The organism is Klebsiella sp. K47 (assembly GCF_051858335.1).
Taxonomy (GTDB): Bacteria; Pseudomonadota; Gammaproteobacteria; order Enterobacterales; family Enterobacteriaceae; genus Klebsiella; species Klebsiella pneumoniae.
Map to the genome: position 1 here is coordinate 31280 of NZ_JBPYUI010000019.1, position 19878 is coordinate 51157.

The following is a 19878-nucleotide window of genomic DNA, read 5'->3' on the forward strand; positions in this document are numbered from 1 at the left end:
GGCGTAAGGGATCAGTGCCCGGAAAGCGCATGAATGACTTTCTCCATAGCCTCCACGGTGAGCGGCGAACGCTGAATTTTGCGGTTCGCCAGCGAGGTGCGCAGCACACCGGCAATGACAATGTGTTTCGGCTCCTGACCCAGGTCACGCATTTCCAGCACGACTTTACCCACCACGCGGCACATTTCCTGGTACAGGTCGTCGTCTTTCGCTTTATTTCCCATAGAATTTAGCTCGTATTTTATCATTATCAATCAAATCATTATTGATAGATTTCCCGCACAACGCAAACCATCGCCACTTTAAAGGTTCAATGACGCATTTTACCGGCTCATGATGGCGAAATAATCCATTTCTTTTACTCTTTTTCATAGCCGGTGACGAAAAAGTGTGTTGCGTAGATTTTTGCATAACGTGCCGGTTTTGTTACGCGTTTTGTCCATAATTTGAAACGAGGTTTTTATTTTCCTTTTTGATTTCGGCAGCGTATAATGCGCTTCGATTCTTTCTTGAATGGTTTCAGCGCATTGGACTGCATGATAAAACGCATAACACCTTGCCACATTTCATGGGCTGAACCGCCAGCACACATTCTTCTGCACGCTTCAGGGTTGTCACCTATCCTTAGGGCGTGGCTTAGCAACTTTCGTAATACAGGTTTGGCTCCCCGGCAGTGCGCCCGCGGAGCGAGAATTCCATATCCTTCACAACTTAAAGACTAAAACTGTCATGAAAAAGACCAAAATTGTTTGCACCATCGGTCCGAAAACCGAATCTGAAGAGATGCTGACCAAAATGCTGGAAGCCGGCATGAATGTGATGCGTCTGAACTTCTCCCACGGTGACTATGCGGAACACGGTCAGCGCATCCAGAACCTGCGCAATGTGATGAGCAAAACCGGTAAGAAAGCCGCTATTCTGCTGGACACCAAAGGGCCGGAAATTCGTACCATCAAGCTGGAAGGCGGCAACGACGTCTCCCTGAAAGCAGGCCAGACCTTCACCTTCACTACCGATAAATCCGTCATCGGCAACAACGAAATCGTTGCGGTAACCTATGAAGGCTTCACCTCCGACCTCGCCGTCGGCAACACCGTCCTGGTGGACGATGGCCTGATCGGCATGGAAGTCACGGCTATCGAAGGCAACAAAGTTATCTGTAAAGTGCTGAACAATGGCGATCTTGGCGAGAACAAAGGCGTTAACCTGCCGGGCGTCTCCATCGCCCTGCCGGCGCTGGCTGAGAAAGACAAACAGGATCTGATCTTCGGTTGCGAACAGGGCGTGGACTTCGTCGCGGCCTCCTTCATCCGTAAACGTTCCGACGTCGTCGAGATCCGTGAGCACCTGAAAGCCCACGGCGGCGAAAACATCCAGATCATCTCCAAAATCGAAAACCAGGAAGGCCTGAACAACTTCGACGAAATCCTCGAAGCGTCTGACGGCATCATGGTTGCGCGTGGCGACATGGGCGTGGAGATCCCGGTTGAAGAAGTTATCTTCGCCCAGAAAATGATCATCGAAAAATGTATCCGCGCGCGTAAAGTGGTTATCACCGCCACCCAGATGCTGGACTCCATGATCAAGAACCCGCGTCCGACCCGCGCTGAAGCCGGCGACGTGGCTAACGCCATCCTCGACGGCACCGATGCGGTGATGCTGTCCGGCGAATCCGCGAAAGGTAAATACCCGCTGGAAGCGGTCACCATCATGGCGACCATTTGCGAACGTACCGACCGCGTGATGACCAGCCGCCTGGACTTCAACAACGACAACCGTAAACTGCGCATCACCGAAGCGGTGTGCCGCGGCGCGGTAGAAACCGCTGAGAAACTGGAAGCGCCGCTGATCGTGGTCGCCACCCAGGGCGGTAAATCCGCACGCGCTGTGCGCAAATACTTCCCGGATGCCACCATCCTGGCGCTGACCACCAACGAAACCACCGCTCGTCAGCTGGTGCTGAGCAAAGGCGTGGTACCGCAGCTGGTGGAAGAGATTGCCTCTACCGATGATTTCTATCATCTGGGCAAAGACCTGGCGCTGAAGAGCGGCCTCGCGCGTAAAGGCGACGTAGTGGTGATGGTTTCCGGCGCATTAGTGCCGAGCGGCACGACTAATACCGCTTCCGTACACGTGCTGTAATAATTTACAGGTTAATTGGTTTTTTTTAATAAAGCGCCTCGCGGGGCGCTTTTTTTTATTCATTGATTAGCTCTTCCTATTAAAAATGCAAATCGGAATTTACTATTTAATAAGGGATTATCTAAGATGAATCCGATGGAAGCGCGCTGTTTTCACTCGCCTTTTTCAGCGATTCTGAGCAATTCGATGCTTCTTTGAGCGAACGATCAAAAATAAGTGCGTTCAGGTAAAAAAAATATTCTCATCCCAAAAAACTTTGTGTAATACTTGTAACGCTACATGGAGATTAACTCAATCTAGAGGGTATTAATAATGAATCGTACTAAACTGGTACTGGGCGCGGTAATCCTGGGTTCTACTCTGCTGGCTGGTTGCTCCAGCAATGCTAAAATCGATCAGCTGTCTTCTGACGTTCAGACTCTGAACGCTAAAGTTGACCAGCTGAGCAACGACGTGAACGCAATGCGTTCCGACGTTCAGGCTGCTAAAGACGACGCAGCTCGCGCTAACCAGCGTCTGGACAACCAGGCTCACTCTTACCGTAAGTAAGAGTTCTGGTAATAAAAATGGCGCACTCTGTGCGCCATTTTTTTTGCCCTCAGCATGAGGGCTATTGGGTAAGCAGACCGTTGTCAGACGAACTATTCTGCGCCGACAGCGACGTCGCCGTGCTACCTGCCCCAGCCGACACCACCACCGGATACCCCGCCCTTCTCGACATCGCTTTTTTCAACTGCAGGTCATCCACTGCTTTATCCTCTGCGAAGGCGTGAAACGCCGCTGGCAGCGTGTAAGCGATGGTCCGGGTGTTTTCCCCTTCGGTCTGCGAAAGCGGCCTGTGGACTTCGACATAGCGTTTACCATCCGGCTCGACGGCAAACTTCACCGGCTGATTGATAATCCGTACCGGCGTCCCGGTTTTCACCTGGCTGAACAGCGCTTTGATGTCATCAGCGTTCATCCGCATACAGCCCGAGCTGACGCGCAGACCAACGCTGTCTGGGGCGTTAGTTCCGTGGATGAGATATTCACCGTTACCGTAGGCCAGACGCAGCGCATAGCGGCCCAGGGGATTGTTCGGTCCGGCCGGGACCACCGCTGGCAGCGTCACCCCTTTCTCCAGCGAGCGCGCGCGGATGCCGGCGGTAGGCGTCCAGGTAGGGTTAGGGATCTTCTGCCCCACGCGGGTGGTCATCTCCGGCGTTTCCAGACCTAACTGGCCAATGCCCAGCGGATAGACCTGCACCTGATTCTCTCCCGGCGGGAAGTAATACAGCCGCAGTTCGGCGAGGTTGACGACAATGCCCTCCCTCGGCACGTCGGGCAGCAGCATCTGAGAAGGGATAAGGACCTGAGTGCCGGGCTTCGGCTGCACCGGCGCAATCGTATCGTTGGCTTCGAGGATCAGCATCGCCGCGGTATCGAAATGGCGCGCAATCGCCTGCAGGTTGCGATCTCCCTCCTGGACCGTCCAGTACTGATTCTGACCAATCAGCCGACTGTTGGCGGGAGGAAGCGGATAATCAACGGCCCAGGCGGCCGAGGAGGCGCCAAGGGCGCTGAGAAGGGCTAAGGTGATCATCATTTTGCGTTTCATACTGAGATTCCTTCTTTCGCTGATAAAACGCCAGGAGACTGAACGGCGGCAGGGTCAGCGCCCTGCCGGACGTAACAGAATGAAATCTACCTGTTTATTCTAGCTAATATTTGCCGCTTTCGCGCGTATCGCGCGGATCATGGCTTCGAGGCCTTGCGAGCGGGAGGGGGTGAGATGCTGGGTGAGCGCCATTTTTTCAAACCACGGACGCACGTCGAACTCGGTGATGTCCTGAGCGGTCATCCGGTCATAGAGGATAAACACCACCGCTATCAGACCCTTGACGATCGCCGCATCGCTATCGCCGCGCAGGGTGATCACGCCTGTGGGATCCTGGTCCATCACGATCCAGACCTGGCTTTGACAGCCCTGAATAATGTTCTGCACGCTATGTTCTTCCGGGCTTAGCGGCGCCAGACGCTGGCCAAGCTCGATGATATAGAGATACTTCTCTTCCCAGTTGGCGCAACGGCTAAAGTTACGCAACAGTTTGTCTTTGTCCGGTAGTGCCGCCATTGTCCCATCCTTTACCCTAACAGTTTGCGGATCCGCTGGAGGCCGGCCACCAGGCGGTCCACCTCTTCCGTGGTATTGTACATCGCCAGCGATGCCCGACACATAGCCGGTACCTGATACCGGGCCATCAACGGCATCGCGCAGTGGTGTCCGGTCCGCACGGCGATCCCGTAGTTATCGAGGAAGCTGCCGACGTCATAGGCGTGATGCTGACCGAGGTTGAAAGCAATTACCCCTTTACGCTGCGCCGGGCCGTAAAGGATCAGATCCGGTACCGCGCGCAGGGCATCGAGCGCGTAGCGCATCAGCGTCTGCTCATACTCGGCAATCTGCGTCAGTCCCAGCTGGCTGACGTAGGTCAGCGCCGCGCCGAGGCCGATGATCCCCCCGGTATTCGGCGTGCCGGCCTCAAAGCGCCACGGCGCCTGATTCCAGGTGGTGCCCTCCGTCAGGCTGACGGTGGCGATCATCGACCCGCCCCCTTCCCAAGGCGCCATCGTCTGCAGCAGCTCGGACCGGGCGTAGAGCACGCCGATCCCGGTCGGCCCATACAGCTTGTGGGCGGAGAAAACATAAAAATCGCAGCCCAGCGCCTGGACGTCCACCGGGTGGTGCATCACCGCCTGGGCGCCATCCACCAGCACTTTCGCGCCATGCTGATGCGCAAGAGCAATCAGCGCCGCCAGCGGGTTTTCCGTCCCCAGCACGTTGGAGACCTCGGTTATCGCCAGCAGGCGGGTGCGCGGGTCAAACAGTCCCGGGACAACATCCAGTTGCAGCGTACCGTCCGGGTTCAGGGGGATCACCCGCAGCTCAGCCCCGACGCGGGCGCAGAGCATCTGCCACGGCACAATATTGGCGTGGTGCTCCATTTCGCTGATGATGATGTTATCCCCGGCGCCGACGTTGGCGTTTCCCCAGCTGTTGGCCACCAGGTTGATACCCTCGGTGGTGCCGCGGACGAACACCACTTCCTCCGCCGATCCGGCGTTAAGGAAGGTGGCCGCCTGCTGACGCACGGCTTCCATCCGCGCGGTGGCTTCCGCGCTGAGGGTATGGATGCCGCGGTGCACCGCCGCGTAGCCGTGGCGATAGAATTCCGCTTCTGCGCCGATCACTGCCTCCGGCTTCTGGGCGCTGGCGGCGCTGTCGAGATAGACCAGCGGCTGACCGTTGACCTCCCGGTTCAGTACCGGAAAATCGGCGCGAACCTGTTCTACTGAAAATGTCATACTGTGCCTCCCGGCAAACGCTGTCCAATACGCGCCAGCACCTGCTCTCTGAGCGCGTCGCTGCGGATAGCCTCGGTGAGCTCGGCGGCGAAGGCGTAGAGGATCATCTGCTGCGCCGCCTGCTGTTCGATACCGCGCGAGCGCAGATAGAACAGCTGCTCTTCGTCAATGCGCCCCACCGTCGCCCCGTGGCTGCATTTCACGTCATCGGCGTAAATTTCCAGCTGCGGTTTGGTGTCGACCTCCGCCAGCCGCCCGAGCAGCAGATTATTGTTGGTCATCTGACCGTCGGTTTTCAGCGCGAGCGGCGCGACGTTGATCAGCCCGTTAAACACCGCCCGCCCCTTATCGCTGACGATGGTTTTGTGCAGCTGGCGGCTGGTGCAGTAGCCGACCTGATGGTCGAGCCAGGTGCGGCTATCGCAGACCTCATTTTTCACCGGCATCGCCAGCGAATTGAGGCGCAGGTTGCTGTTTTCGCCGCCCAGGCGGGTGCTGGTCTGGTGACGCAGCACCTGGCCGCCAAGCAGGAAACTGCTGCTGAAGGCCGAGGCGTCGCGGCCCAGCAGCAGGTCGTTATGGGCGAAGTGATAGCTGCGGGCATTCTCAAATGCCAGCTTGATATGCTGGAGGTGCGCGTTATCGGCCACCGTCATGGTCAATCGCCCGCCGGTGAAATGCGGCTGCTCATTGAGGCTCAGGTAATGCTCGACAATCGTCGCCTCCGCCCCGCTCTCCAGCGCCAGGTGATGGCGATAGTGGGCGGTATTCAGCGCATCGCCGGCCAGGCCACTGGTGATATGCATCAGCAGCAGCGGTTTATCCAGGCGGCGGTTGCGCGGCACGCGAATGCGGGTCACCGTCTGGGCCAGGCTTTCGGTCAGATGGAGAAACACCTCCGGCTGCAGGGCATCCGGCAGATGCTGGCGCTGATTATCGACACTGACCTCCACGCCGCTGGCGGCAAGATCGTCGCTCAGCTGAGGATGATAGCGGCCATCGATAAACACCAGCCGCCAGGCGTCCAGCGGCAGCGCCAGCGCATCACGCTGTTCAGCGCTGAGAGAGGCCCCCTCATCGGCGACAAAGCGACCGTTAAGTAGGGCATCCAGCGGAGTGTATTTCCAGTCCTCGTGCTTGCGCGTCGGCAGCCCAAGGCGCAGCAGCTGCTGCAGATGCTGACTGGCCTCCGGGGTACGCGGGCCGCCCTGCGCTTCAAACAGATGGTGCCACTGCTGCAGCGCGTTACTGCTGTTCGGTAAGCCAGCCATAGCCCTGCTCCTCCAGCTGTTTGACCAGAGAGAAATCGCCCGACTTCACAATCCGTCCCTGATAGAGCACATGGACATAGTCCGGCTTGATATAGTCAAGGATGCGCTGATAGTGGGTGACAATGATAAAGGCGCGTTTGCCGTCGCGCAGGGCATTCACTCCCTGCGAGACGATTTTCAGGGCATCGATATCCAACCCCGAATCCGATTCATCGAGAATGCACAGCTCCGGCTCAAGCACCGCCATTTGCAAAATATCGTTGCGCTTTTTCTCACCGCCGGAGAAGCCAACGTTCACCGAGCGGGTCAGGAGATCTTCCGGCATCTGCAGCAGCTTGATCTTTTCTTCCATTAAGTCCTGGAAATCGAAACGATCCAGCGCCTCCTGGCCACGATAGTTGCGCACGGCATTCAGCGCAGTCTGCAGGAAAAACTGGTTGCTGACGCCGGGGATCTCTACCGGATACTGGAAGGCCATAAAGATACCTTCCCCGGCGCGATCTTCCGCAGCGAGTTCGAGCAGGTTTTTGCCCTTAAATTCGACGCGACCGCCAGTCACCTCATAATCTTCACGCCCGGCCAGGGTGGCCGAAAGCGTACTTTTGCCTGAGCCGTTCGGCCCCATAATGGCGTGGACCTCTCCCGGGCGCACCTCTAGGTTCAGCCCGCGCAGGATCGCTTTATCTTCGACGGCGACGTGTAAATCTTGAATACTTAACATCTTTTTTCCTTAATTATCAGCCGACGCTATGTTCAAGGCTAATGGCCAGCAATTTTTGCGCCTCTACAGCGAACTCCAGCGGCAGCTCGGAGAAGACGTCTTTACAGAAACCGTTGACGATCATCGAGATGGCATCGTCTTCGCTGATCCCGCGCTGCAGGCAGTAGAACAATTGATCTTCGCCAATCCGCGAGGTGGTCGCCTCGTGCTCCAGCTGGGCGCTGTTGTTGCGGCATTCAACATACGGGAAGGTATGCGCCCCGCAGTCCGGGCCGATCAGCATCGAATCGCACTGGGTATAGTTGCGGGCGTTGGTGGCGGTCGGCATGATTTTGACCAGCCCGCGATAGCTGTTCTGACTGTGTCCGGCGGAGATCCCTTTCGAGATGATGGTCGAGCGGGTGTTCTTGCCGATATGGATCATTTTGGTGCCGGTGTCCGCCTGCTGATGGCCGCTGGTCAGCGCCACCGAAAAGAATTCGCCGATCGAGTTATCGCCGCGCAGGATGCAGCTGGGGTATTTCCAGGTGATGGCCGAGCCGGTTTCCGACTGGGTCCATGACATTTTGCTGTTCTCCCCTTCACACAGGGCGCGCTTGGTGACGAAGTTGAGGATCCCGCCGGTGTTGTTATCGCCGGGGAACCAGTTCTGCACCGTGGAGTATTTCACTTCCGCGTCTTTATGGATGATGACTTCAACGACCGCGGCATGCAGCTGATAGCTGTCGCGCACCGGCGCCGAGCAGCCTTCAATATAGCTGACGTAGCTGCCTTCATCGGCCACCAGAATGGTGCGTTCAAACTGCCCGGTCTTTTCGGCGTTGATGCGGAAATAGGTCGACAGCTCCATCGGGCAGCGGACGCCCTTCGGCACATAGATAAAGGTGCCGTCCGAAGCCACCGCGGCGTTCAGCGCGGCAAAGAAGTTGTCATTCCCCGGCACTACGGTGCCCAGATACTTTTTCACCAGTTCCGGATGGTCGTGGATCGCCTCGCCGAAAGAACAGAAGATGATCCCCTGCTCGGCCAGCTTTTCTCGGTAGGTGGTCGCCACCGACACCGAGTCAAATATCGCGTCCACCGCCACCTCGCGCCCTTCGCGTACCGGCACGCCCAGCTGGTTAAAGGCTTCTTCCACCTCGCTGGTCAGAAAGGTATTGGCCCCGGTCTGCTGCACCGCGCCAGGCTCGGAGGCGCAGGTCTCATCGCAGTTGCCGCAGGAGGGCGCGGAATAGTAGCTGTAATCCTGATAATTCAGCTTATCGTAATGCGCTTTCAGCCAGTGCGGCTCCTCCATTTCCAGCCACGCCCGGTAGGCATTCAGACGAAACTCCAACATCCACTGCGGCTCATTGCGGCGAGCCGAGATAGCCCGAACGACTTCTTCATTAATGCCTTTGGCCAGCTCATCGGTTTGCAGGCGAGTAAAAAAGCCCTCTTTGTAGTTGAGCGGGCCGCCGGTCCAGGTTTTGACATCGTCAGTTGCTTCAGTATTACGCGACATAGTTACTCCGCCTGCACCCCAAAACTTTCGCCGCAGCCGCACTCATGCTGCGCTTTCGGGTTATGAAATTTAAAGATTTCATTTAAACCTTCCCGGACATAATCCAACTCGGTGCCGTCGATGAACGGCATCGCCTGCAGCGGCGCAAACAGCTTCGCCCCGTCAGATTCAAAGAGCAGATCGTCGGGCGCCGGCTCGGCAATCATTTCGAGCACATAGCCAAAACCAGCGCAGCCGCTGGTTTTAATGCCCAGCCGCAGCCCTTTCTTATCCGGCTGCTTGCGCATCAGATCGCGAATATGCGCGGCAGCGGCCGGCGTCATGGTCAGTCCCTGCCAGCTGAAATCGGCGGGATTAAAAGTTCCTGCTTGTACTTCCATCGATAGACCTCCAGGTTGGCGCCATCAAGGCATACCGCCATGTTAGTGATAATGATTATCACTTCAACCCTTCTGCAGCAGGGGTATTGCCTCATTTAGTGCTTTTTATAAGCATAGACCCTCGCCCGGGGATTATCAGGGCGTGCAAATAGAACTTAATCGATTGATTTATAATATGTTATTTTGAAATCATTCTATCTCCGCACGCAATGGCAAAGATGTATCGAAAATACCGATTTATGCAATAGCGGCAGACCACCTTGCTGGTTATCCTTTGCAGACGAGCATAAAGTGACAACGTAACAGAAAGACCATGCCAGCGCGGGGCGCGGCCCCGGCCATGCGCTAGCAAAAAGCGGGTAGTGAAAGCGCCCGCCGGTAACGCTTCAGGAAAGGAATAAGCGCCGCTCGCCTGGCCGCGTTCGGGAAATAAAAACCAAAATAAAACGGGCAAACGGGGCTGCCAGGCGGGATACCGGCTGGCTAGGTGCCTTTACTCACCAGCCGGGCGGCCTGGACAAAGACCTCATCCTCTACCCCGTCCCCCTTCTGTCTGCCCAGCCTCACCAGTTCATCCACGATACTCCCCTGATTAATCTGCTTTTGTGTAGCCACTAAGCTAATGACCGCCGCGCCGATGGCCATGCCAATCAATGCCGTTTGTTCATCTTTATCTTTCATGGTGTCGCTCCGTCTGTCCTCCTCAGAAAGGCTAGCAAAAGATACCATCTGCTCAATTTCAAATTCACCTTCTTTACGTCTGACGCAAAGCCTGCGGCAGGGCACCTGGCAGGAGAAAAACAAACTAAGCGGCTGATTACAATGGCATAACACTAATGGACAATTAACAGACTTGTGAGTCTTGAAATTATTTTTTAGACTCCTTAGTCTGTTTATTATCAATTGCGTAAAATCTTATGCCTAATTCGACCTTGTTTTTCATCACCCTTTGTCTCTCTCGCGTCCTGGTGACCTTCTTCTTCTGGATGGCAGGCATCTACGGCGTCTTTCATTTCGCGGAGATCGTTCAGGAGATGGTGACCGTCGGCCTGCCGTGGCCGGTCTTGTTCGCGGCGGGCACGATTTTTTGCCAGCTGGCGGGTTCGGCGCTGATCGTTTTTAATCCTGCCGGCTACGGCTGGATTGGATCGGGGATGCTGATTGTGTTTACATTACTCACTATTCCGCTGGGACACGCCTTCTGGGCCTTCAGTGAACCCCGGCGCACTGAGGAATTCCATATTGCGCTTGAACACATTACCGTGGTCGGAGGATTAATTATGAGCGCGCTGTTTGCAGGCTATCGGCGATGAGCGAAACCCCTCGTCAGAAAGGTCGGCCAAAAGATCCATTGAAAACGCAGGCGATACTTCAGGCCGCCCGTAAGCTGTTTCTGGAACAGGGCCTGGAGGTGACAACGGCCGAAATCGCCCGCGTAGCCGGGGTGGCGAAAGCCACCCTGTATGCCAATTTCAGCGATAAAGAACATCTGATAGAGGCGGTCTTACGCCAGGAATCGGATCTCACCATCAGCGACCATGATTTCGCCCAGCGCCATCATCTGCCACTGATCGAGGTACTGACGGCGTTTGGCTATCGCTTTGTCCGCTTTATCAACCAGCGGGAACTGACCGGCTGGGACCGACTGATCGCCTCGGCTGCCGTGCGTCACCCCGATCTCCCCGGCCGCTTTTACGCCGCCGGGCCGGGGCGCGCGCAGCAGATGCTGGAAGCGATCATCGCCGAGGCGATCGAAGCCGGTACTTTACGAGCCTGCGATCCGCAGGAGGCTGCCGACGAACTGGCCGGTTTATGGTTGGGAATGACCAGCCTGGCGATAAAACTTGGCGCAAGACCTCCGCTGTCCGACGACGAAATCAAACAGCGGGTTGAGCGCGCCCTGGACGTCTTTCTGCGCGCGTATTCCCTGGCGCCGGGCTGATCTCTCCTTCCCCTTTTCAGTGCTGTGGCCTGGCGCAAGGCTGATTTATTGTGCCCAATCCGCGCCCGGCGCAAAAAATAATGTCCTTACCGGTTAGCATTAAAAGAAAATAACAACCACAGAGTGCAACGCAGATTATTCCATGAGGGAATAGTGGGAATGCTAATATTTCATTTCCCCACCGGTTTTTAGAAGCCTATAGTTTTTTTACCTGCAGAACATCCACTAAGGTTAAAAAACATAAGGACATAATAATGATTGTTTCAGCCCCCAGCGATTATCGCGAAGCCGCTCGTCGTCGTCTGCCCCGCTTCCTTTTCGATTATATTGACGGTGGCGCGGTGGCGGAAAACACCATGAACGCCAACGCCGCCGAGCTTGCCTCGGTAGCTCTTCGCCAGCGCGTACTGTGCGGGGCCGGCGAACCGACGCTGGCGACCACGATCCTTGATGCCCCATGGGCGATGCCCGTGGCGCTGGGGCCCGTCGGCGCCACCGGGATGTACGCCCGCCGCGGCGAAGTCCAGGCGGCCCGCGCCGCCTCCCGCGCCGGGATCCCGTACACCTTATCCACCGTGTCGGTCTGCTCGATTGAAGAGGTGGCGAGCCACGCCAGCGGCGCGCTCTGGTCCCAGCTGTACGTACTGAAAGATCGCGGCTATATGCGTAACGCGCTGGAGCGCGCCTGGGCCGCTGGCATGAAAACCCTGGTATTTACCGTCGATATGCCAATCCCCGGCTCGCGGTATCGCGATAACCGCTCAGGGATGTCCGGGCCGCACGCCACCCTGCGACAATATCTCCAGGCTTGCACCCATCCGCGCTGGGCGATGAACGTCGGGCTGGCGGGCAGACCCCTGTCGTTTGGTAATATCGAAGCCTACACCGGCCACAAAATGACCATGGACGACTATATGGGGTTCATCAGCAACAACTTCGACCCGTCCATCGCCTGGCACGATCTGGAGTGGATCCGCGACAGCTGGCAAGGGAAATTAATCATCAAAGGGATCCTCGATGCCGACGATGCGCGCAATGCCGTGCGGCTGGGCGCCGATGGTATTGTGGTGTCGAATCATGGCGGCAGACAGCTCGATGGCGCCATCCCCACCGCCCGGGCGCTGCCCAGGGTGGTGGATGCGGTCGGCGACGATCTGACAGTGCTTGCCGATTCCGGGGTGCGCTCCGGCGTGGACGTTATACGTCTGCTGGCCCTCGGCGCGAAAGGCGTGCTGCTCGGTCGGGCCTATATTTATGCCCTGGCCGCGGCGGGCGAAGCGGGCGTGGCGCATCTGCTGCGCTTATTTGCCGAGGATATGAAGGTTACCATGACCCTCACCGGCGCGACCTCGCCATCGGCCATCAGCCTCGATTGTCTTGATCGCCTCGAACAGGATCAACACCGCACTCATGCGGTGCCGGTATCCTTACCCGCCTGACGCTGCCCGGGACCTGGCCTGGCCATGTGCCTCGCCCAGGTCCGGCAAAGTGGAATTACCTCTGAAGGTGCAACTCTGTCTGTTGTACCGTGTTCGCCGGGCGGATGCGGAACCAGATCGCGTACATGGCCGGCAGGAAGATAAGGGTCATGATGGTTCCCCCCAGCGTCCCGCCAATCAGCGTATAGGCGAGCGTTCCCCAGAAGACCGACTGGGTGAGCGGAATGAACGCCAGGATCGCCGCCAGCGCGGTCAGCAGAACCGGGCGGGCGCGCTGCACCGTCGCCTCCACCACCGCGTGGAACGGATCGAGCCCCGCCTGTTGGTTATGATGGATTTGGCCAATCAGGATCAGCGTATTGCGCATCAGGATCCCCGACAGGGCGATCAGGCCCACCAGGGCATTGATGCCAAACGGCTGATTGAACAGCAGCAGCGTCGGGACCACGCCAATCAGCCCCAGCGGCGCGGTCAGGAAAACCATGACCATCGCCGACAGCGAACGCACCTGCAGGATAATGATCAGCAGCGTGAGGGCGATCATTATCGGAAATAACGGCACCATCGCCCGGGTGGCCTTGCCGGATTCCTCAATCGACCCCGCCGTCTCGATGCGATAGCCAGGCGGCAGCGAGTCGATAATGGGCTGCAGCGGCTTCATCAGCGCGGTGGAGACATCCGGCGGCTGCAGGTTCTCCGCAACATCTCCGCGGACGGTGATGATCAGCGTGCGGTCGCGACGGCGAAGCAGCGGGTCCTCCATCCTGATCGACACGTCGCCAATCTGTGACAAGGGAACCCGCTGCCCGCCGCTGCCCACCAGGGTGAAGTCGGCGATTTTCGCCGGATCCAGACGGATGTCGCCCGCCGCGCGGCCGATCACCTGCACGGCGCGAATATCTTCCCGGACGGTGGTGATCGGGATCCCTGACAGCAGGAACTGCAGCTGCTGGGCGACGGACTGGGAGCTGAGTCCGCTCGCCTGCAGCCGGTCCTGATTGAAGCTGAAATGCATCACCGGTACCCGCGAACCCCAGTCGGTATTGACGGTGCGCATCAGCGGACTGGCCTGCAGCACCGATTTAACCCGCTCGGCGATGTCGAGCAGAGCGTGCGGATCGGGCCCCATCACCCGCCAGGCGACCGGATAAGGCGAATAAGGGCCAAACACCAGCTGAGTGACGCGCACCCGCGCCTCCGGCGCCAGGCCATTGACCACCGCCTCCCGCAGCCGCCGCTTGAGCGCCTCGCGGGCACCCTGCCCGTCGGTCAACACCACCAGTTTGGCGAAGGAGGGATCGGGCAATTCCGGAGCCATCGCCAGGTAAAAGCGCGGCGCGCCCTGGCCGATATAGCTGGTGACAATCTTCGCCTCCGGCTGCCGCTGCAGCCAGTGCTCAATTTTCGCCGCCGCGGCGCTGGTCTGGCTAATCGACGACCCGTAAGGCAGCTGCACTTCAACCAGCACTTCCGGACGATCGGAGGTGGGGAAAAACTGCTTTTTCACCACGCTCATGCCCAGGATCGCCACGATAAACAGCGCCACCACTCCGGCGGCCACGCGCCATTTATGAGCAATAACCCGGGTCAGCAGCCGACGGAAGCGCTGATAGCGCGGGGTGTCATACAGCGCGGCGTGGCCGGCCGCCACGGGCTTTCTGTCCGGCAACAGGTGCACCCCCAGCCAGGGGGTAAAAATCACCGCCACAATCCAGGAGGCAATCAGCGCGATACCGACGATCCAGAACACATTGCTGGCGTACTCCCCGGCGGTGGACTGCGCAAATCCATTGGGCATAAAGCCCACGGCCGTCACCAGGGTACCGGCCAGCATGGGCGCGGCGGTATGGCTCCAGGCATAGGCCGAGGCTTTGAGGCGGTCATACCCCTCCTCCATTTTGACCACCATCATTTCGATGGCAATGATGGCATCATCCACCAGCAGCCCCAGGGCGAGGATCAGCGAGCCGAGAGTGATGCGGTCGAAGTTTTTGCCGGTCGCCGCCATCACCACAAACACCACGGCGAGGGTTAAAGGCACCGCCGCCGCGACCACCACGCCCACGCGCCACCCCATGCTGACAAAGCACACCGCCATCACCACCAGCAGGGCGACAAAGAATTTGATCATGAACTCATCGACCGCGGCGCTGATATTCACCGACTGATCGGTCACTTTGGTCAACGACATGCCGAGCGGCAGGCTCTGATTGATGCTGGTCGTTTCGGCGTCCAGCGCTTTCCCCAGCGCCAGACCATTCCAGCCCTCGCGCATCACCACGCCCAGCAGCAGCGCCGGTTCGCCCTGATGGCGGATCAGGAAGGTGGCGGGATCTTCATATCCCCGCTCAACCGTGGCGACATCGGCCAGTTTCAGCGTTCTGCCCCCGGCAATAATCGGCGTGTCGCGGATCTGCTGCAGGCGGTCAAATGCCCCATCGAGGCGGATAAAGATCTGCCCGCCCCGGGTCTCGATAGCCCCGGCGGCGGTCAGCACATTCTGGCTGTTCAGCGCGGCAAAAATCGCCTCCGGCGAGAGACCCAGAGTGGCGAGACGGTCATGAGAAAAGGAGAGATAAATGCGCTCCGCCTGTTCGCCGAGAATATTCACTTTTTTCACCCCGGGAACATGCAGCAGCTGCTGGCGTAAGGCTTCGGCGTCACGCACCAGCTGCCGCGGCGGCTCTCCCCGCGCCTTCAGGGCAAAGAGCGCAAAGGTGACGTCGGCGAATTCGTCATTCATCATCGGGCCGGAGACGCCGGCAGGCAGATTTTTCGCCTCGTCGCCCAGCTTCTTGCGCGCCTGATAAAACTGCTCCGGCACCTCGGAAGGCGGGGTCTGATCCTGCAGCGACAGGGTGATCAACGCCATGCCAGGCCGGGTATAGGTCTCCGTGCGATCGTACCACTTTAGCTCCTGGAGCCGTTTTTCCAGCGGCTCGGCGACCTGATCCTGCATCTCCTGCGCGGTGGCGCCGGGCCAGACGGTAATGACCGTCATTTGCTTGACCGTAAAGGGCGGATCTTCCGCTCGCCCGAGTCCGAAGAACGCCACCAGCCCGGCGACGGAGATAAGGATAATCAAAAACAGGGTCACCGACCGCTCGCGGACGGCCAGCGCGGAGAGATTAAAACGCCCGGCGCTCATGGCTGGCTCCCGGCGGCATTATGCTCGCGTCGTTCCGCCAGACGCACCGCCTCGCCCTGGTGCAGAAGATGGGCGCCCAGGGCGACGATCGGCTCGCCGGGCTTCAGCGGGCCGGTCACCCGCGCGGTTTCATCATTCAGGCCGAGCACGGTCACCGGTTGCCAGGAGACGGTGGCCGGACGAGAGGCAATGCGCCAGACGCCAGGGCCGTTACCCGGATCGTAGACCGACGCCAGGGGCACCGCCAGCACCTGGCCTGGCGCCTGGTCGTTGCCGATGCGCAGGGTCACGGTAGACCCCAGCGGGGCATTCGCCAGCGCGCCGTTCAGTACATAGCGCGCTTCAAAGGAGCGGGTGGTGGCGTCAGCCGCGTCCGAAAGCAGGCGCAGGGTCGCCGTGACCGGCTGAGATTCGCTGCCATAGCGTGTCGCCAGCGCCTCGCTGCCGACCGCCGGGCGCAGCGTCTCCGGCAGTTGCACCCGCGCTTCGCGCTGCCCCGCCCGCGCCAGGCGGATCACCACCTGCCCGGCGCTGACCACCTGCCCCGGCTCAGCGAGGGTTTCCACCACCACGCCGTCAGCATCCGCCAGCAGTCCGGCATAGCCGGTGGCGTTTTGCGCCACATTGGCCTGCGCCTGGGCCGCGCTGAGGTCGGCTCTCGCCGCCTCTGCTGCCGCGTTAATCTGGTCGAATTCCGCGGCAGAGATGGCGCCGCTCGCCACCAGGCCGCGATAGCGGGCCAGATCGTTGGCCGCCTTTTTGGCTCGCGCCCGCGCGGCATCCACGGCCCGCTGTTGAGACTGCGCCTGCAAGGCTAGATCAGCCGGATCCAGGCGCAGCAGCAGCTGACCGCGCTTGACGCTCTGCCCGGTTTCCACCCGCCGTTCAAGCACTTTTCCCGCCACCCTGAAGCCGAGGTCGCTTTGGGTTCGGGCCACTACCACGCCGGTAAAGGCCCGCGAGCCGGCCTCCGCGCGCTCGACGGTCGCCACCCGGACCAGCGGCGGCCGGATGCGGGGGTCGTCATGATCGGCAGGTTCGCCGCAGCCCGCGAGGGCCAGCGGCAGGAGGCAGACGGCAAGATGGACGGCGTTGAGCCTGAGCATGGGTCACCTTAATGAAAAGACCGGATGGTGACCGCATTCTCAGACTAGTGACCAATAAAGTCAATAGTCACTAATCAGGGGGAGAGACTTCTCAGGATCAGGGAGGCAAGCAGCACCGCCGCGGTGGGCGCGGTGTCGAGATTGTATTGCAACTGCACCGGGTTGATGAAAGGACACATCACCATATACACCGCCAGGGTCGCTTCATCCAGCGGGGTTTTGCGCTCGAACTCACCCGCCTGGCGGCCTTCGACAAGAATTTGACCAATCAGCTGCTGCAGATGACCGGCATACTGTTCCGTTGAAGGCCATTTATCGCGCGCCGCGACGGCGGCGATGTCGTACAGTTTGCGATCCTCGAAAAACAGTTCACTGCCGGCCTCGGTCAGCGCCCGGAACAGGCGGCGCAGTTTCTCGCTGGCGGACGGCGCATCGGCGATGGCCTCGCTGACGGCCACCATGATCTTCTCCAGCCGGCTGGCGCAAATCGCCTCGCCAATCGCCTGCTTGGAGTCAAAGAATTTATAGATATAGGCTTTGGAAAAGCCTATCGCTTTGGCGAGATCGGTGACCGTCGTTTTCTCATAGCCATAGCGACTAAAGTGCGCCATGGCCGCGTCAAGAATCTGGTCCCGAACGCTGTGGTCATGGGGACCACGGCTTGCAGGGGTGGGGGTATTTTTCGTCATCCGTTTAGCTTAATGCGATCGTTATCGTTTGACAACGAGTGACGTTATTATGATTTGGTCACAATAACGCCCCGGTTTGCGATCCGCTTCGCCGCGTCACGCCTCGGTGTTTATCGCGCCGCAGGGCAGACAACCCAGGCCTTGCAGCGTCTGATAAACCGCGCTGTCGAGCGGGGTATGCGGTTCCGCGCCTAAAAAATCAACCAGTTTATCGTTGCGCAGGCGTACCGGCAGACGCCAGAGATAGTGCATCTCGACCATTTCGCGCAGGGTGGCGTTGAAGGGCGCCGCCAGCTTCACCAGCCACCAGGGAAAGGACTTCACTACCGCCCTGCCGCCATAGCGGGCGACCACCCGCTGGATCGCCTGACTCATTTCGCTGCCGTCCGGGTCCCAGTGGCCCTGCATATGAAAGCGGGCGAACGGCTCAAGCTCGCGCCTGCGGGCGAGCAGCGCGGCGATGGTGGCGGCCACGTCGGGCAGCCAGGCCCACTGATGCCCCACGCCGATCGCCCCCGGGTAGCTAATGATGCGGGGAAGCTGACCAGGCTTGACCAGCCCCTGAGAAAACCAGTTATTTCCGGCGCGCGGGCCAAAAAAATCGCCCGCCCGAACAATCAACGCCCGGCCGCCGCGCTGCACGTAATCCTTCAGCGCCAGCTCCATCGCCACCCGGATGGCGCCTTTGCGGGTCACCGGCTGTTGTGCGGCCTCTTCAGCAATCAGCGGAAAGGCATCCGGTCCATAGTTGTAGACCGTGCCGGGCAGGACTACAAGCGCCCGCTGCCGTTCGGCAGCCTGCAGGGTGTTGCGCAGCATAGGCAGTACCTGTTGCCGCCAGTGCCGGTAGCCCGGCGGATTCACCGCATGGACGATGACGTCGCAACCGGCAGCCGCCGCCGCGACCTGGCCGCCATCCAGCGCGTCGCCGGCTATCCACTGTATGCCATCTTCGGGATCACGCATCTGGGCGCCGCGCTTCAGCGCCCGAACCTGCCAGTTGTCTGCCACCAGCCGGCGCGCCACTTCCCCGCCGATGCCCCCGCTTGCTCCCAGAATAAGTACCTTGCCGCTGCTGTTCATCCTCTTTCCCCGTTCGCTAATGGATGCTTGACAGCCTACCTGCGGCTCATATCAAATGAAATTGCATACCATCGTCGAACGGCTATACATATTTGTATGAATACCTCTATTCCCTGGGAGTGGTACCGAACCTTTCTCGCCGTCCTGCAGGAAGGCTCTTTATCGGGCGCATCGCGCACCCTGAACATCACTCAGCCGACGGCGGGGCGCCATATTGCCGGGCTGGAAACCGCCCTCGGCCAGGCCTTATTTACCCGCTCGCAAACCGGCCTGCTGGCGACCGACGCGGCGCTGGCGCTGCGGGTGCATGCCGAGGCGATGGACAACACCGCCCGGGCGCTGGAACGCACGGCGGCCAACTTTAGTCGCGACAGAGCCGATCTGCGTGGCGTGGTGCGGGTGGCCGCCAGCGAGGTGGTCGGCGCCGAGGTGCTGCCGCCGCTGGTTGCCCGGCTCAGGCAGGCGTGCCCGAATATCGTCATCGAACTGATGCTCTCCAATCGATTTCAGGATCTGCTTCACCGGGAGGCGGATATCGCGGTGCGGATGGTCGCCCCGCAGCAGGAGCAGCTTATCGCCCGCCGTCTCGGCAGGATTGAGCTTGGGTTACATGCCACCGCCGCCTACCTGACGCGCCAGGGCCTGCCCACGACCCTCGACGATCTGGCCAGCCACGCGCTGATTGGTTTCGATAGCGCCACCCCACTTGTTCGCCGGGCGCTGCAGGCTTACCCTCGTTTTCAGCGTGAGGCCTTCGCGATGCGGACCGATAGCGACCTCGCCCAGTTGAGCCTGATTCGCGCCGGAGCGGGGATCGGCATCTGCCAGGTGCCCCTTGCGGATGGCATTATTCCCCTGCAGCGAGTGCTGGCGGCCGACTTTTCTCTGTATCTTGATACCTGGCTGGTAATGCATGAGGATCTGCGCCACAGCCCTGCCTGTAAGCGGGTATTTGATTTTCTCGCCCAGGGGTTGCAGGCGTATATTCGTGGCCCACTGGCGAGCTGACCCACCCCATCGCGCGGGCATTTCATTGCCTGCGGAAATAGTCACTCATTGACACTGTAAATATGGCATTGTATAAAACCCCGCCCCAATAATGAGTTTC

The 19878-nt window shown here is 59.3% G+C and carries 23 protein-coding genes; 8 read left to right on the plus strand and 15 right to left on the minus strand.

The features are described 5' to 3' along the window. Nucleotides 1-11: 11 nt before the first annotated feature. The 3 genes from fumD to RRF55_RS18115 all read right to left on the minus strand — a co-directional run bounded on the left by fumD (nt 12) and on the right by RRF55_RS18115 (nt 592). Nucleotides 12-224, minus strand: coding sequence for a fumarate hydratase FumD (fumD, locus tag RRF55_RS18105; protein ID WP_004180357.1), 213 nt, complete (start codon nt 222-224; stop codon nt 12-14). After that, on the minus strand, nt 214-372 hold the full coding sequence (locus tag RRF55_RS18110) for a hypothetical protein (protein WP_014343172.1): 159 nt from the start codon (nt 370-372) through the stop codon (nt 214-216). Before RRF55_RS18110 ends, fumD begins: the two co-directional genes overlap by 11 nt. A gap of 88 nt (nt 373-460) precedes the next feature. After that, complete coding sequence (locus RRF55_RS18115; protein ID WP_004217210.1) at nt 461-592, minus strand: hypothetical protein; 132 nt, start codon at nt 590-592, stop codon at nt 461-463. Here RRF55_RS18115 and ynhH point away from each other — a divergent pair. The 3 genes from ynhH (at nt 537) to RRF55_RS18130 (ending at nt 2691) form a co-directional block, all read left to right on the plus strand. After that, on the plus strand, nt 537-722 hold the full coding sequence (gene ynhH / locus RRF55_RS18120; protein ID WP_418133804.1) for a protein YnhH: 186 nt from the start codon (nt 537-539) through the stop codon (nt 720-722). The genes RRF55_RS18115 and ynhH overlap by 56 nt on opposite strands. 7 nt (nt 723-729) lie before the next feature. Beyond that, the gene (pykF, locus tag RRF55_RS18125; RefSeq protein ID WP_002908859.1) at nt 730-2142 is read left to right on the plus strand and encodes a pyruvate kinase PykF; all 1413 of its coding nucleotides are present in this window, start codon (nt 730-732) and stop codon (nt 2140-2142) included. Between the two features lie 312 nt (nt 2143-2454). Next, nucleotides 2455-2691, plus strand: a complete 237-nt coding sequence (locus RRF55_RS18130) for a major outer membrane lipoprotein (protein ID WP_002908860.1) — start codon at nt 2455-2457, stop codon at nt 2689-2691. Nucleotides 2692-2752: 61 nt separating this feature from the next. On the opposite strand, the gene ldtE is transcribed toward RRF55_RS18130, so the two are convergent. The 8 genes from ldtE to RRF55_RS18170 all read right to left on the minus strand — a co-directional run bounded on the left by ldtE (nt 2753) and on the right by RRF55_RS18170 (nt 10044). After that, entirely contained in the window at nt 2753-3739 is a 987-nt protein-coding gene (ldtE, locus tag RRF55_RS18135; RefSeq protein WP_032103915.1) for a L,D-transpeptidase LdtE, read from the minus strand. A gap of 99 nt (nt 3740-3838) precedes the next feature. Next, nucleotides 3839-4255, minus strand: coding sequence for a cysteine desulfuration protein SufE (gene sufE, locus RRF55_RS18140; protein WP_002908865.1), 417 nt, complete (start codon nt 4253-4255; stop codon nt 3839-3841). Nucleotides 4256-4266: 11 nt separating this feature from the next. Continuing rightward, nucleotides 4267-5487, minus strand: coding sequence for a cysteine desulfurase SufS (gene sufS, locus RRF55_RS18145; RefSeq protein WP_002908867.1), 1221 nt, complete (start codon nt 5485-5487; stop codon nt 4267-4269). After that, on the minus strand, nt 5484-6758 hold the full coding sequence (gene sufD / locus RRF55_RS18150) for a Fe-S cluster assembly protein SufD (RefSeq protein WP_002908869.1): 1275 nt from the start codon (nt 6756-6758) through the stop codon (nt 5484-5486). Before sufD ends, sufS begins: the two co-directional genes overlap by 4 nt. Next, nucleotides 6733-7479 carry a Fe-S cluster assembly ATPase SufC gene (sufC, locus tag RRF55_RS18155; protein WP_002908876.1) on the minus strand — a complete coding sequence of 249 codons (747 nt, stop codon included), beginning with the start codon at nt 7477-7479 and terminating at the stop codon, nt 6733-6735. Before sufC ends, sufD begins: the two co-directional genes overlap by 26 nt. Before the next feature lie 16 nt (nt 7480-7495). Next, entirely contained in the window at nt 7496-8983 is a 1488-nt protein-coding gene (gene sufB, locus RRF55_RS18160; protein WP_002908877.1) for a Fe-S cluster assembly protein SufB, read from the minus strand. A 2-nt stretch (nt 8984-8985) separates the two neighbouring features. After that, nucleotides 8986-9363 (minus strand): Fe-S cluster assembly scaffold SufA, encoded by a 378-nt coding sequence (gene sufA, locus RRF55_RS18165; RefSeq protein WP_004143232.1) that lies wholly within the window; start codon nt 9361-9363, stop codon nt 8986-8988. Between the two features lie 483 nt (nt 9364-9846). Continuing rightward, the gene (locus RRF55_RS18170; RefSeq protein WP_002908880.1) at nt 9847-10044 is read right to left on the minus strand and encodes a hypothetical protein; all 198 of its coding nucleotides are present in this window, start codon (nt 10042-10044) and stop codon (nt 9847-9849) included. On the opposite strand from RRF55_RS18170, the gene RRF55_RS18175 reads away from it, so the two are divergent. The 4 genes from RRF55_RS18175 (at nt 10043) to lldD (ending at nt 12744) form a co-directional block, all read left to right on the plus strand. Next, nucleotides 10043-10180, plus strand: a complete 138-nt coding sequence (locus RRF55_RS18175; RefSeq protein WP_014343173.1) for a hypothetical protein — start codon at nt 10043-10045, stop codon at nt 10178-10180. The two genes, RRF55_RS18170 and RRF55_RS18175, sit on opposite strands and share 2 nt — an antisense overlap. A gap of 100 nt (nt 10181-10280) precedes the next feature. Then, a complete protein-coding gene (locus tag RRF55_RS18180; protein WP_004143228.1) occupies nt 10281-10676 on the plus strand; it encodes a DoxX family protein in 396 nt (131 codons plus the stop codon). Continuing rightward, on the plus strand, nt 10673-11305 hold the full coding sequence (locus tag RRF55_RS18185; RefSeq protein ID WP_002908882.1) for a TetR/AcrR family transcriptional regulator: 633 nt from the start codon (nt 10673-10675) through the stop codon (nt 11303-11305). The genes RRF55_RS18180 and RRF55_RS18185 overlap by 4 nt, the downstream gene beginning before the upstream one ends. Before the next feature lie 254 nt (nt 11306-11559). Then, nucleotides 11560-12744, plus strand: coding sequence for an FMN-dependent L-lactate dehydrogenase LldD (gene lldD / locus RRF55_RS18190; RefSeq protein ID WP_004151846.1), 1185 nt, complete (start codon nt 11560-11562; stop codon nt 12742-12744). Between the two features lie 55 nt (nt 12745-12799). Here the strand turns inward: lldD and RRF55_RS18195 are convergent, their stop codons facing one another. The 4 genes from RRF55_RS18195 to RRF55_RS18210 form a co-directional block, all read right to left on the minus strand. Continuing rightward, the gene (locus RRF55_RS18195; protein ID WP_087791390.1) at nt 12800-15892 is read right to left on the minus strand and encodes an efflux RND transporter permease subunit; all 3093 of its coding nucleotides are present in this window, start codon (nt 15890-15892) and stop codon (nt 12800-12802) included. After that, nucleotides 15889-16998: an efflux RND transporter periplasmic adaptor subunit gene (locus RRF55_RS18200; RefSeq protein ID WP_439419152.1), complete on the minus strand. Its 1110-nt coding sequence runs from the start codon at nt 16996-16998 to the stop codon at nt 15889-15891. The genes RRF55_RS18195 and RRF55_RS18200 overlap by 4 nt, the downstream gene beginning before the upstream one ends. A gap of 74 nt (nt 16999-17072) precedes the next feature. After that, on the minus strand, nt 17073-17687 hold the full coding sequence (locus RRF55_RS18205) for a TetR/AcrR family transcriptional regulator (protein ID WP_002908963.1): 615 nt from the start codon (nt 17685-17687) through the stop codon (nt 17073-17075). Nucleotides 17688-17783: 96 nt separating this feature from the next. Continuing rightward, a complete protein-coding gene (locus RRF55_RS18210) occupies nt 17784-18770 on the minus strand; it encodes an NAD-dependent epimerase/dehydratase family protein (RefSeq protein ID WP_130974812.1) in 987 nt (328 codons plus the stop codon). A 96-nt stretch (nt 18771-18866) separates the two neighbouring features. On the opposite strand from RRF55_RS18210, the gene RRF55_RS18215 reads away from it, so the two are divergent. Further along, on the plus strand, nt 18867-19778 hold the full coding sequence (locus tag RRF55_RS18215) for a LysR family transcriptional regulator (protein ID WP_004200256.1): 912 nt from the start codon (nt 18867-18869) through the stop codon (nt 19776-19778). Nucleotides 19779-19878 lie beyond the last annotated feature (100 nt).

Excerpts from the sequence above, each read along its gene's own strand:
- fumD (WP_004180357.1), bottom strand. The coding sequence starts at position 224 with ATGGGAAATAAAGCGAAAGACGACGACCTGTACCAGGAAATGTGCCGC.
- RRF55_RS18110 (WP_014343172.1), bottom strand. The coding sequence starts at position 372 with ATGAAAAAGAGTAAAAGAAATGGATTATTTCGCCATCATGAGCCGGTA.
- ynhH (WP_418133804.1), top strand. The coding sequence starts at position 537 with ATGATAAAACGCATAACACCTTGCCACATTTCATGGGCTGAACCGCCA.
- RRF55_RS18115 (WP_004217210.1), bottom strand. The coding sequence starts at position 592 with ATGTGTGCTGGCGGTTCAGCCCATGAAATGTGGCAAGGTGTTATGCGT.
- pykF (WP_002908859.1), top strand. The coding sequence starts at position 730 with ATGAAAAAGACCAAAATTGTTTGCACCATCGGTCCGAAAACCGAATCT.
- RRF55_RS18130 (WP_002908860.1), top strand. The coding sequence starts at position 2,455 with ATGAATCGTACTAAACTGGTACTGGGCGCGGTAATCCTGGGTTCTACT.
- ldtE (WP_032103915.1), bottom strand. The coding sequence starts at position 3,739 with ATGAAACGCAAAATGATGATCACCTTAGCCCTTCTCAGCGCCCTTGGC.
- sufE (WP_002908865.1), bottom strand. The coding sequence starts at position 4,255 with ATGGCGGCACTACCGGACAAAGACAAACTGTTGCGTAACTTTAGCCGT.
- sufS (WP_002908867.1), bottom strand. The coding sequence starts at position 5,487 with ATGACATTTTCAGTAGAACAGGTTCGCGCCGATTTTCCGGTACTGAAC.
- sufD (WP_002908869.1), bottom strand. The coding sequence starts at position 6,758 with ATGGCTGGCTTACCGAACAGCAGTAACGCGCTGCAGCAGTGGCACCAT.
- sufC (WP_002908876.1), bottom strand. The coding sequence starts at position 7,479 with ATGTTAAGTATTCAAGATTTACACGTCGCCGTCGAAGATAAAGCGATC.
- sufB (WP_002908877.1), bottom strand. The coding sequence starts at position 8,983 with ATGTCGCGTAATACTGAAGCAACTGACGATGTCAAAACCTGGACCGGC.
- sufA (WP_004143232.1), bottom strand. The coding sequence starts at position 9,363 with ATGGAAGTACAAGCAGGAACTTTTAATCCCGCCGATTTCAGCTGGCAG.
- RRF55_RS18175 (WP_014343173.1), top strand. The coding sequence starts at position 10,043 with ATGGTGTCGCTCCGTCTGTCCTCCTCAGAAAGGCTAGCAAAAGATACC.
- RRF55_RS18170 (WP_002908880.1), bottom strand. The coding sequence starts at position 10,044 with ATGAAAGATAAAGATGAACAAACGGCATTGATTGGCATGGCCATCGGC.
- RRF55_RS18180 (WP_004143228.1), top strand. The coding sequence starts at position 10,281 with ATGCCTAATTCGACCTTGTTTTTCATCACCCTTTGTCTCTCTCGCGTC.
- RRF55_RS18185 (WP_002908882.1), top strand. The coding sequence starts at position 10,673 with ATGAGCGAAACCCCTCGTCAGAAAGGTCGGCCAAAAGATCCATTGAAA.
- lldD (WP_004151846.1), top strand. The coding sequence starts at position 11,560 with ATGATTGTTTCAGCCCCCAGCGATTATCGCGAAGCCGCTCGTCGTCGT.
- RRF55_RS18195 (WP_087791390.1), bottom strand. The coding sequence starts at position 15,892 with ATGAGCGCCGGGCGTTTTAATCTCTCCGCGCTGGCCGTCCGCGAGCGG.
- RRF55_RS18200 (WP_439419152.1), bottom strand. The coding sequence starts at position 16,998 with ATGCTCAGGCTCAACGCCGTCCATCTTGCCGTCTGCCTCCTGCCGCTG.
- RRF55_RS18205 (WP_002908963.1), bottom strand. The coding sequence starts at position 17,687 with ATGACGAAAAATACCCCCACCCCTGCAAGCCGTGGTCCCCATGACCAC.
- RRF55_RS18210 (WP_130974812.1), bottom strand. The coding sequence starts at position 18,770 with ATGAACAGCAGCGGCAAGGTACTTATTCTGGGAGCAAGCGGGGGCATC.
- RRF55_RS18215 (WP_004200256.1), top strand. The coding sequence starts at position 18,867 with ATGAATACCTCTATTCCCTGGGAGTGGTACCGAACCTTTCTCGCCGTC.